The organism is uncultured Barnesiella sp., assembly GCF_946496565.1.
Classification (GTDB): domain Bacteria; phylum Bacteroidota; class Bacteroidia; order Bacteroidales; family Barnesiellaceae; genus Barnesiella; species Barnesiella merdigallinarum.
The window spans coordinates 60,570-73,205 of record NZ_CAMMHD010000015.1; the positions used below are offsets into that span (position 1 = coordinate 60,570).

Here is a 12,636-nt window from a genome sequence, read left to right on the forward strand (position 1 = left end):
AACGACACGCTTATGAAAAAGAGACTCTGCCTGCTTCTGACCGCAGCCCTGGCCATCGCTCTGCCGGGCTGGAGTCTGACCATAGGAGGGACGAGCTACCAGATCGATACCCTCGTACAGTCGCACCACATAGGCCCGGGTACGAAATACGCCTTCTACGACGTACCAGCCTACCCGCTGAAGTTTCATGTGGTCGAGGTCGACCTCACCAACCCCTACGTCGATATAGAGACCTGTCTCAGCGGCGACCAGGCAGTGGCCACAGAGACTCCCTCGAGCATGTCGGCCCGCAATACGCGGCCGGGACACGAAGTCCTGGCCGCTACCAACGGCGACTTCTACCAATATGTCGACCCCATCGAGATAGGTATTCCCCGCAGCGGGCAATACCGTCGCAACGAGTGTGTGACCAACCCGGTAGGGCGGGCCTCGTTTGTGCTCACCCCCGACCGGGTACCCTATATCGACCGGGTGAACTTTTCCGGCACCGTCAGCTCAGGCGGCAACAGCCACCGGCTGCACGCCGTGAACATGCAGCGCCTCGAGTGGGAACCCGAAACAGCTGCCAACTTCATGCTGCTCTACACCAATTCGTACGGCACCGAGACGCATGCCACGACCGGCGGCACCAAGGCTATCCTGCGTGCCCGTGACGGCGAACTCTTCTTCGGGGCCAACCGCGAAATCGTCTGCGTAGTCGACTCGATATTCGACAATCCCGGCGTATCGCCCATTCCCGAACAACGGGCCGTACTCTATGGCGTAGGTAGCGCCGAGACCTTCCTCAAAGGCCTTTCGGCCGGCGACGAGGTATCGATATTCCTGAAGACCGACCTCGCCTCGACTCCCGGTCTGCTCACCGACATCAAGGAGCAGATGGGCGGCAGCGACCACATCATTATGAAAAACGGCGAGTTGGTCGATGCTTGGGACGAAGAGCACCCGCGCACCTGCATGGGTATCTCGAAAGACAAGACCAAAGTCTACCTGATGGTAGTCGACGGCCGCCGGGCCGGATATTCGGCCGGAGCCACCATGAGCGTGCTGGCCGACCTCTTCCGGGCTGTCGGAGCCAACGATGCCGTGAACCTCGACGGCGGTGGTTCGTCGGCCATGGTCATCAACCAGCAGATTGTCAACCGCCCCTCCGACAACAAGGAGCGGGCCGTGGGCAACGGCGTGCTGGTCATTTCGAATGCGCCGGTCGACAGCGTACCGGCCCGCCTCGAATTTGAACCGGTGCACTACACGCTGCCCGTCTATTGCCGCTTTGTGCCCCAGGTAACCGCCTACAACCAATACGGCCTCATCGTCGACCCCGACTTCCAGGAGTACACCCTGTCGTGTTCGCCCGAAATCGGCTATATCGACCACAATGCCTTCGTGGCCTACGGCACGCCGGGCAAGGGTACCATCACGGCTACCTACAACGGCATATCGGTCACCAAGGATGTAGTTCTGCAGGAGAGCGATTTTGCCATGCGGCTCGACTCGGTCATCCTCGACGGCTACCGCGAGTACCCGATTGAAATCTCGTCGTCCATCGGCGACAAGACCTACACCCTCAACCCCTCGACTCCGCAGTGGAGCGTTGCCGACCCCACGGTGTGCAGCCTGTCGGACGGAGTACTGATGGGGCTCAAGAACGGCGAGACGACCGTCACCGGCAACCTCGACGACTTTACCGGCTCGCTCAAGGTGAAGGTAGAGATTCCCACCTCGCACTCGCAGCCGGCCGACGCCTTTACCTCGGGTTGGGAGGTGACCAGCATCTCGGCCATCACCGATGCCCGGCTCGTCCCCGCCGCCAATGGCGAAACGAATCTCGAATACACCTACAAAAGCGGACGGCAACCCTACATACAGATTGCCAAAAACCTCAATCTGTACAGTGTGCCCGACACCTTCAAAATCACCATCAACACAGGCAATACCCGCTGCTCCAAGATTACCATGTCGATGAGCGGGGCCCTCATGTCTACCTCGCAAATCATGGAATGGCCTACCGTGAACCCCGGTGAAGACTTCACCTATACGGTAGCCATGAACGATTTTCTCGACGACAAGGAAGACCTGGGCAACTACCCCGTGCAGTTCCAGTATCTCAAATTCTTCCTCGACGCCTCGTCGCAGACTTCGGGCGAGAAGTACCAGATACGCATCAAGAACTTCGACCTGGTCTACGACCACATTACCCTGAGTGTCGACGACATCACTACCGCCGCAGCCCTGCGGGTCTATCCCAATCCGGCCCGAGCCGGCCAATCGGAGGTATTCCTGCACATCGATACACCGACCGAAGTCCTGGTTCGGGTATACGACCTGAACGGAAAGCTACTCACCGTACACAACTACGGGCATTGCGACAGCGGTACGCTGGCCCTGCCCGTTGCCGGGTTGCAACCGGGCAACTACCTGCTGCAAATCGTTCGTGACCAGCAGGTCGACACCGCCAAACTGATAGTAAAATAACCTGCTTAAACAATCTGAACTGTTATGAAAAAAGTAATCCTGATAGGCGCTTTGTCGCTCTTCTGCGGAGCCGGTGCAAACGCCACCATCAACATCGCCGGTGTAGCGAAACAGGTCGATACGCTCGAGTGCCGTTCGGTGGGCCCGGGTGTGCAGTATGTGCGCATGCACATGCCCGAGTATCCCCTCGACGTCTACACCCTCACCATCGACCTCAACAATCCCTACAACGACGTAAATACCTTCATCGGCAAAGACCATGCCGGTACGACCGAGGCCATGACCCAGGCCTACACACGCCTCTCCACGCCGGGGCACCGTACCATCGGGTCGGTAAACGGCAACTTCTGGATTGTCTCGGGACAGGGCATGGACGACCTCCTGGGCCAGCCGCACAGCGGTTGTATGGTGAACGGAGAGTTTGCCACCGAGCCCAACAACTGGAACCGCGCCAACCGCGGCGAAGGCATCGAGCGGCTGCAAGAGATTGCGTTCGTGATGCTCGACGAGGAGAAGAAGATGTGGATCGACGACATCTATTTCGAAGCCCGGGTGACCAACGCCGCCAACGAGAGCTTTGCCATCGCCGAGATTAACCGCATCCGCAACGAAAACGAAATTGTGCTCTACAACCACTTTACGGGTGAGACCGAAAGCTACATCGACGGCGTCGATGTCATCGTCGAACCTGTCGAAGGCGAGACCTGGGGTTCCAACAAAGAGGTGAAGTGTGTCGTGACCCGCATCGTACCGGGCACGGGCGGCACCCAGCTCGAAGGGGCCGAGTATGCCCTCTCGGGTGCAGGCACGGGAGCCGACTTCCTGAACAAGCTCCAGGTAGGCGACCAGGTGACCATAAGCACCTCCATCAAAACCCGCACCGACAGTCTGGTACCCATGGCCCGCCAGATGCTCACCGGCAACGCCCTGGTGATGCGCGAGGGCCAGCTTACCCCCCGAAATGAAAACGAGACCTACAACTCGCAGACCTACTCGCGCACGGGCATAGGCATGTCGCAAGACGGCAAGACGCTCTACCTCATCGTCATCGACTACAAGTCGAGCACTTCGGTAGGTTGCAATACCGCCACCATGTGCTACATTCTGAAACAGGCCGGGGCCTGGAACGTGGCCAATATGGACGCCGGCGGTTCGGCCCAGATGATGCTGCGGGGCAGCCTCGTGAACAATCCGGCCGACGGCAAGGAGCGCCCGGTATCGAACGGCTTCATGATATTCACCAACGCCCCCGACGACGAAAACCTCACCCACCTGGCTTTCGACCACTACAACCTCGAGATTCCGGCCTATGCCTGCTTCGAACCTACCATTCTGGGTTATAACCAGTATGGCGTGCTGGTCGATACGCAAGTGGCCGACTACACCCTCAGTTGCGACCCCTCGCTGGGAACCGTCTCGGACGACGGCAAACGCTTCTATGCCGCGCCCCAGGCTACTACGGGCATCCTGCACGTCACCTCGGGCAACGCTACGGGCGAAATCAAGGTGACCGTCAAGGCTACCGAAATAGCCATGAAGAACAGCGCCGTGCTGGCCGACAAGGCTCACCCCTATCCCATCGAGGTCATCTCGACCATCGGCGAGAATACCTACACCTACGACCCGGCCTCGCTCACCTGGAGCATCGACGATCCCACCGTCTGCCAAATCGAAGGGGGTGTACTCACCGGACTCCAGAACGGGCAGACCCGCATCACCGGTTCGATAGGCGACTTTAGCGGCTCCATGGATGTGACCGTAGAGATTCCGCAGTCGCCCCGCATCCCGGCCGACGACTTCACCGGCTGGACCACCAAGGCCATCAGTGCCATCACCGACGCCACGGTCACCCCGGCAGGTAACGGAGCCGGCACGCTGGCATTCACCTACAAATCGGGCCGCCAGCCCTACGTCGAGATGGACAAGAGCGTCACGCTCTACAGCATCCCCGATACCATACGGCTGCTCATCCACAGCGAGATACCTCTCTCGAAGATACAGATTGCCTGCAAGGCCAACGGTGACAAGGAGCAATACCTCGAATACGAAGGCCTGGAGACCAACAGCGACTACCTCATTGCCATCCCCTCAGTCCAAATCACCGGCGAGAACAATCGCGGCGGATTCCCCATCACCCTGAACTACATCAAGTTCTACATCAACACCTCCGGGACCACCAGCGGACAGGCCTACAAGATTGACCTCAAGGAGTTCAGCCTCGTCTACAACGGGGTAGTGAGCGGTATCGAGGCGATAGCCGGCGACCGCAACCTCACACTCTATCCCAACCCCGTGACCGACGGCACCTTCTGCCTCGAGGGTGAAGCCATCGCACCGGGAAGCCTCGTGCGGATATACGACCGCAACGGTGCCCTCGTGCTGGAACAGACCATCGACCGACCGGGTACCATCGATGCCGGTTCGTTGACCCCCGACGTCTACATCGTCGCCGTACAGACGCCCCACGGGAACTTTGTCAACAAAATTGTCGTACAATAAAATCCAAAAATCATACACCATGAAAATGAAATTGACCATAGCCCTGTTGGCGTGCGCTGCCACGCTCTCGGCACAAAACGTATCGGTTACCCGCCACACCGAGGTAACCCCCGAGGGAGGAGCCGCCTATTTCCCGGTGCTCAGTCCCGACGGCAGTAAAATGGCCTATACCTCGTCCGACTACACCGGACTAAAAGTGCTCGACTTCACGACCGGCAACAGCCAGGTGGTGAGCTTCTCGGCCGGGGCCGGTTTCGACCCGGTATTCAGCACCGACGGCTCGGCCATCTACTACCGGCAGCAAAGCACGGTGGGCGGACAGAAGCTCCGTTCGCTCTCGGAGTATAACCTCGACCAGAAGAGCGAACGCCAGCTCATAGCCCCCACCCGCGACCTGAAGCGCCCGGCCGCCATCGCCGGAGGCATGGCCGTATTTGCCGGCAACAAACTGTTCAAGAGCGTAGGCGCCCGCATCAACAGCCTCTACGTCTACTCGGTAGCTCAAGAGGGTACCATCGTCGTATGCGACGGCAAAACCTCGCGGGTGTTGCGCCCCTACGGCAATCAGGTGCGCAGCTACTTGTGGACCACCCTCTCGCCCGACGGCACCAAGATTGCCACCTATGCCATCGGCAAAGGGGTAGTCGTGCTCGACCTCGACGGTAAGGTACTGGCCGAACTGGGCGACTTCGAAGCCCCCGCCTGGTACGGCAACGATTTCGTAGCCGCTGCCCGCACCACCGACGACGGCCACCAGTACACCGCCTCGCAAATCGTGCTGCTCGACCGCCACAACCGCCAGGTACACAACCTCACCGCCCCCGACGAGATGGGCATGAACCCCTCGGCCGCTGCCGGTAAAATCGTGTACAACACCCCCGAAGGCAAACTCTTTATGCTGGAATTAAACATCACGAAATAAAAACGCTGCCATGAAAAAACTCTATATACTCGTCATAGCCCTCGTGGGCTGTCTCGGTCTGCAAGCCAAAGACATGACAGGCCTGAGAATCTACATCAACCCCGGCCACGGAGGCTGGGACTCGGACGACCGCAACGTAGCCGTCGCACCCTTTGCCCAGGGCGATACGCTGGGCTTCTGGGAATCTTCGTCGAACCTCCACAAGGGGCTCATGCTGCGCGAACTGCTCGAAGGCCAGGGGGCTACCGTGGCCATGTCGCGCGTGCTGAACCGCACCGAAGACGACCTCAACCTGAACACCATCAGCCGCGAGGCCAACGAATTCGATGCCGACCTCTTCTTCTCGATTCACAGCAACGCCACCGGCACCAGCAACCGGGTCAACTTCCCCATGATGCTCTTCAAGGGATACACCGAGAATCCGGCCAAACCCGAAGACAAGGTGGTGGCCAAGATTCTGTTCAAGCACCTCATCGAAAACCAGGTCACCTACTGGACGCAAACCAGTGAATACGTAGTGGGCGACTGGGATTTCTACCCCGACTGGAACAACGCCGGCCTGGGCGTGCTGCGTAACCTCACCGTCACGGGATTCCTCTCGGAGGGTTCGTACCACGACTATGTGCCCGAGACCTACCGTCTGCTCAACATGGACTACAAATACATCGAGGCCTGGCACTTTGCCAAGGCGGTGATGGAGTATTTCAATACCGACGGCTTCACGACCGGCCACATTGCCGGTGTCGTATACGACAGCCGCATGACCCGCACCGAGTCGTACGTACAGCACGGCCGCGACAAGCAGGTGCCCCTGTGCGGTGCCACCGTCACCCTGCTGCCCAACAACATCACCTACACGACCGACCCCTATTTCAACGGCGTATACATGTTCCGCGACCTGGCTCCCGGCAACTACCAGTTGAAAGTAGTGGCCGATGACCACTACGAACAGACCATCGACGTCACCGTTACGGCCAACACCATAAGCTATACCAACGTCGCCATGGACCGCGTGAGAAGCACGCCGCCCGAGGTGCTCTCGTACAGCCCCATGATGGAGAGCGAAACCGACAGCATCAACTGCACCACCCCCATCGTCATCAACTTCAACTGGGATATGGATGTAGAGTCGGTACGCGAAGCCTTCTCTATCGAGCCGGCCGTCGAGGGCGAAATCACCTTCGAAGACTCGCAATACCGCATGGTATTCACCCCCAACCGTCCCTACGAAGTGGCTACGCGCTACACCGTGACCATCGACAAGAGCGCCAAACACCCGGGTAACCTGTCGATGGAAGAGGACTTCTCGTTCTCCTTCCTCACCCAGGGCCGCAACCAGTTGAAGCTGCTGGCCTCCAGCCCGGCCGATGGTGGCGTGGTTCACTACACGAAACCGACCCTCGAGGTGCGGTTCGACAACGTGCTCGATGCCGTCGACATCCGCAACCTCATCAAGCTCTACGACAACGAGGGCAACGAGGTGAGCATCAACCTGCGCTCGGCCAAGTACAACCAGCTGGGCGACGTCTACGGCAACTACTATTTCACCACCGCTTCCGACCTGGTTCAGGGTCAGGAGTATCAGTTGCGAATCGATGCCTCGCTGAGCGACGTCAACAGTCTGCCCGTCATCGACCCCATCGTGATTAACTTCACCGCCGGCGACGTGCGCCACAACGACGCCCCCATCGAGGACTTCGAGACGGCCGACCGCATCACCTACGACGCAGCACAAAGCAGCGGCGTGTCCACAGCCAAGGCGGTCCGCTCGACCTCGCAAGCCCTCTTCGGCAGTGCCGGCTACAACTTCACCTACACCTTCAACGCCAACGAGGCCTATGCCTTCTACCCGACCGATGCCACCTTTGCCGGTGGTGCCACCGTCGACAACACCCAGACCATAGGCATGCACATCTATGGCGACCTGGCCTGCGACGAAATCTGGCTGCAACTCTCGTCGGGCGACGACACCCGGGAGGTGCTGCTCACCAACATCGACTTCCGCGGCTGGCAATTCCGCGAGGCCCGTCTCGACCAGCTCACCCCCGGCAAGAGCTACCGGGTGAGCGGCATCAAGGTGGTGCGCAAGGGCCCCTTCTTCTCCAACTCGGGCAGCTTCTACCTCGACAACATGCTGGCCTACACCTCGTCGGGTATCCAGTCCGTAGCCACCTCGGCCTCGATTCAGGTATACCCCAACCCGGCCACCGACCTGCTGCACATCCAGTCCGAGGCTCCCGTGCAACGCGTAGCCCTCTACAACCTGGCCGGTAGCTGTGTAGCCACAGGCACCGAAGCCGTGCTCGACGTCACGGGTATCCCCGCCGGTACCTACCTGCTCCAGATCAGAGCCGCCGACCACAACTTCTGCTACCCGGTATTGATTGTTCATTAGTTCATTTATTACCTCCCGCGAGGCTGCATACTCCGGCATTCCCGCCGGATATGCAGCCTCGTTCACCCATTAGGTTTTAACAGAAATTTGGTACTTTATATAAAAAATAAGCATTCCTTTTGGAAAATGTCGAAAGAAATTTTATCTTTGTGATGTATAAGCAACAGAGTAGCGATGCAAGGACCAGCATAATCACAGGCAAGGACTTACAGGCTCTTTTTTAATTTAATGGAGTGATACCAGAAAACACCATTATCAAGATTTTGGATTTATGAAGATTATAGCAGAAAGTGGTTCCACCACTACGGAATGGGTTCTCGTCGACGGGAAAAATGTGGTAGAAAGGAGTTTTACCGAAGGTATAAACCCCTTCTTTCAGACACGTAGAGAGATCAGTCACAGCATACGGCTCAACCTGCCCGAAGCCTTCTTCAAGAAAAGATGGGAGCGGGTCTATTTCTACGGCGCCGGATGTGCCAACCTCGACAAGAAAAACATACTCGAGGCCTCGCTGGTAGCCCAGTTCAAGACCCCCATCTCGGCCGAGAGCGACCTGTTGGCTGCCGCCCGCGGTATGCTCATCGACAAACCGGGTATCGCCTGTATCTTGGGTACAGGCTCCAACTCGTGCCTCTACGACGGTGAGCGCATCATCAAAAACGTACGGTCGGCCGGCTACATTCTGGGCGACGAGGGCAGTGGGGCCGCCATGGGCCGCCGCTTCCTGAGCGACTACCTCAAAAATCTGGCTCCCAAAGAGTTGTGCGACGCCTTCTACGAGAAGTTCAAAGTCACCCCCGACGAGATTCTCGACTCGATCTACAACCACCCCTTCCCTAACCGGTCGCTGTCGACCTTCTCCTACTTCCTCAAAGACCACCTCGACAACAAATACGCGTTCAACCTGGTCTACGAAGAGTTGATGCGGTTCTTCCAGCGCAACATCATCCAGTACGACTACAAGTCATACCCGGTCTTCTTCATGGGAAATCTCGCCTACACCTACGCCGACATCCTCGACCTGGTGGCTAAAGATTTCGGACTCAATATCGAAAAGACCGAGAAGAGCCCCATGCGGGGACTTATCGAGTACCACTCGATTTACGGATAAGCTTCAACCACTTCCGCACCTCATAGCTATGCAGAACCGACACCCTCGATTCTGCATATTTTTTTTCGTTCACAAACGGAGGGAAATTCATATTAAAAAATACTAAATATATGTTCCCGAAATCAAAATATACCTATATTTGTATTAACTAAAAAGATAGTTTTTGCCCGCCGACACCGACGGTGGCTCTTTGGCACGGCCCAAATCGGAGCTACCCGACAAGAGGAGCGGAAAATAACCGAATTGATCCATTCGAAAAACATGAAAGAGAAACGCTATATCTTCCTGCTTATCCTCATAGCAGTCCTGCTCGGCCCCACACATGCCCGCAATCTGGAGCCGACCGTCGAGCAGGCACTCGCCTCGCTCAAGCCCCAGCATCTCGGCATCGGCGAAATCAAGCTGAAATCGCTCTCGCAACAGAAGGGCAACCGCCTCGTCATCGTCATGAACGACGAGTTTTCTTATCTGCCGTTCCGCGAGGAGCTGGTCAAACGGGCCTATGACACCGTGCGCTCCATCCTCCCCAAGAATCTGAGACACAAGAAGCTGGCCATCTACGCCGGTGGTTACGAAATCAGCCGACTCATCCCCTTTGCCGAGAATCACAAGCGCTTTGCCGTCAAGTGTCACCGACCCATCGTCGAGCCGGTAAACCGCCTCTACACCCCCGACCGGGGGCTGCTCAACCGCCACATCGCCCTGTGGCAGAGCCACGGGTTCTACTTCGAGCAGTCGCTCGACCGCTGGGAGTGGCAGCGCGCCCGTATCTTCCAGACCGTAGAAGACCTCTATACCCAGAGCTACGTCATGCCCTTCCTCACCCCCATGCTCGAGCAGGCGGGAGCCTACGTCTTCTCGCCCCGTGAGCGCGATACCAACGGGCACGAACTCATTGCCGACAACGACAACCCGGCCACCTATCGCGAAACCTCGGCCGGGAAAGAGCGCTGGAAGGAGGGCGACATCGGATTCGCCCACCGGCAACAAGTCTATACCGATTTTCAGAACCCCTTTACCGACGGGAGCTTCCGCCAGACCCACACCACCACCGACCCGCACAAGGAGATACGGGCCTGCTGGCACGCCACGATTCCCGAGGGGGGCCGATATGCCGTCTACGTGGCCTATCACACGGTCAAAAACAGCACCGACGACGCTCTCTACACCGTATATCACAAAGGGGGTAAATCGCAATTCCACGTCAACCAGACCATGGGCGGCGGCACCTGGATCTATCTGGGGCACTTCGACTTCGAGGGGGGCCGGGAGGCCCGTATCGAGTTGAGCAACCTGGCCCGTGAAAAGGGACGCACCGTCACGGCCGATGCCGTGAAGATAGGCGGTGGCTACGGCAACATAGCCCGCCGGGTGAACCCCTCGCGCATCGAGAGCAACCCCACCCTGGCCGCTATCGACTATACCGACCAGTCCAGCGGATACCCCCGCTTCACCGAAGCGGCCCGCTACTGGCTGCAATGGGCCGGATTCCCGGCTTCGGTCTACTCGCCCACCCAGGGCGAAAACGACTATGTCGACGACTACAAATGCCGGGGAGAGTGGGTCAACTACCTGGCCGGAGGCTCGTCGGTACTGCCCGACAGCACGGGCCTGAACGTGCCGATAGACCTGGCCTTTGCCTTCCACTCCGATGCCGGCACCACCCTCAACGACTCGATTATCGGCAGCCTGGGCATCTACTTCACCGGGAAAGAGCGCAAAGTCTACATCCACGACGTGCCGCGGCAAGTATCGCGCTACCTCACCGACGCCGTGCTGTCGCAAGTGACCGACGACATACGCCGCACCTACGAACCCCAATGGAGCCGCCGGGGCATGTGGAACAAGTCGTACTTCGAAGCCCGCGTGCCCGAGGTACCCACCATGCTGCTCGAGTTGCTCTCGCACCAGAACTTTGCCGACATGCGCTACGGCCTCGACCCACGCTTCCGCTTCGTCGTGGCCCGGGCCGTCTATAAAGGCATCTTGAAGTTCATCGCCGCACAAAACGGCTACGACTACACCGTGCAACCCCTGCCGGTGAGCCACCTGCGCACCGAGTTTACCGGGGCGAACCAGATACGCCTCGCCTGGCGTGCCGTGACCGACTCGCTCGAGCCGACCGCCACCCCCGACCGCTACATCGTCTACACCCGGGTGGGCAACGGGGCTTTCGATGCCGGCACCCTGGTGAGCGACACCACCTGCACGCTGACCATACGACCCGACTCGATCTACAGCTTCCGCGTTACCGCCGTGAACCGGGGCGGCGAGAGCTTCCCCTCCGAGACGCTGTCGCTCTGCCGCGCCTCCAACGAGAAGGAAGTCGTGCTGGTTATCAACGGATTCGACCGCATCAGCGGCCCCGACAGCTTCGAGGTCGACACCATCACGGCGGGCTTCGACACCCGCAAAGACTTCGGGGTGCCCTACCTCTGCGACATCAACTACATAGGCGAACAATACGAGTTCCGCCGCCATATCCCCTGGCGCGACGATGACGACCCGGGCTTCGGTGCCAGCCGCGCCGACTACGAAACGCAGGTCATCGCCGGCAACACCTTCGACTATCCCTACCTGCATGGCCGCTCGATTGTGCGGGCCGGATACTCCTTTGTCTCGACCAGCGACGAGGCCGTAGCCGAGCAGCTTGTCGACCCGAGTCGCTACCGCATGGCCGACCTCATACTCGGCAAGGAGAAACAGGTCACGATGGGCCGGGGCACCAGCGGCTACGCCTTCAAGACCTTCGACCGGCCGCTGCGCGAGGCCATCACCCGCTACTGCAACGGGGGCGGCAACCTCTTCGTCTCGGGGGCCTACGTAGGTACCGACCTGTGGGACAACCACGAGGCCGACACGCTGGGACAGCAGTTTGCCAACCAAGTGCTGCACTACACCTGGCGCACCGGGCAAGCCTCGGTGAGCGGTCGGGTGAAACCGGCAGCCTCGCCCTTTGCCCGCTTCGGCAAGCTCGACTTCGAGTATTACCACACCCCCAACGCCCAGTGCTACGCCGTAGAGTCGCCCGACGGCATCGAACCCTTCGGCAAGGGCAGCTACACCATACAGCGCTATGGCGAGAACAACATCAGCGCCGGCATCTTCTACCGGGGCGATACATACAGCACCTGCGTGCTGGGCTACCCCTTCGAGACTATCAAAAGCGAAGTCCAACGCGACGCGCTCATGAATGCCATACTCTCTACCTTCAACGAAAACTCAAACGACCGATAA

Annotated in this window: 6 protein-coding genes; all 6 read left to right on the forward strand. The window is 58.8% G+C overall.

The genetic code is table 11. The features are described from left to right. Positions 1–12 precede the first annotated feature (12 nt). Complete coding sequence (locus Q1K76_RS09075) at positions 13–2,472, forward strand: phosphodiester glycosidase family protein (protein WP_300132731.1); 2,460 nt, start codon at positions 13–15, stop codon at positions 2,470–2,472. A gap of 24 nt (positions 2,473–2,496) precedes the next feature. Next, positions 2,497–4,971 carry a phosphodiester glycosidase family protein gene (locus Q1K76_RS09080; protein WP_300132733.1) on the forward strand — a complete coding sequence of 825 codons (2,475 nt, stop codon included), beginning with the start codon at positions 2,497–2,499 and terminating at the stop codon, positions 4,969–4,971. A 19-nt stretch (positions 4,972–4,990) separates the two neighbouring features. Beyond that, positions 4,991–5,893: a PD40 domain-containing protein gene (locus Q1K76_RS09085; RefSeq protein WP_087408737.1), complete on the forward strand. Its 903-nt coding sequence runs from the start codon at positions 4,991–4,993 to the stop codon at positions 5,891–5,893. 10 nt (positions 5,894–5,903) lie between these two features. Continuing rightward, a complete protein-coding gene (locus tag Q1K76_RS09090; protein ID WP_258327151.1) occupies positions 5,904–8,288 on the forward strand; it encodes an Ig-like domain-containing protein in 2,385 nt (794 codons plus the stop codon). 271 nt (positions 8,289–8,559) lie between these two features. Continuing rightward, positions 8,560–9,399 carry a hypothetical protein gene (locus Q1K76_RS09095; RefSeq protein WP_087408739.1) on the forward strand — a complete coding sequence of 280 codons (840 nt, stop codon included), beginning with the start codon at positions 8,560–8,562 and terminating at the stop codon, positions 9,397–9,399. Between the two features lie 261 nt (positions 9,400–9,660). Further along, positions 9,661–12,636, forward strand: coding sequence for a xanthan lyase (locus tag Q1K76_RS09100; RefSeq protein ID WP_300132735.1), 2,976 nt, complete (start codon positions 9,661–9,663; stop codon positions 12,634–12,636).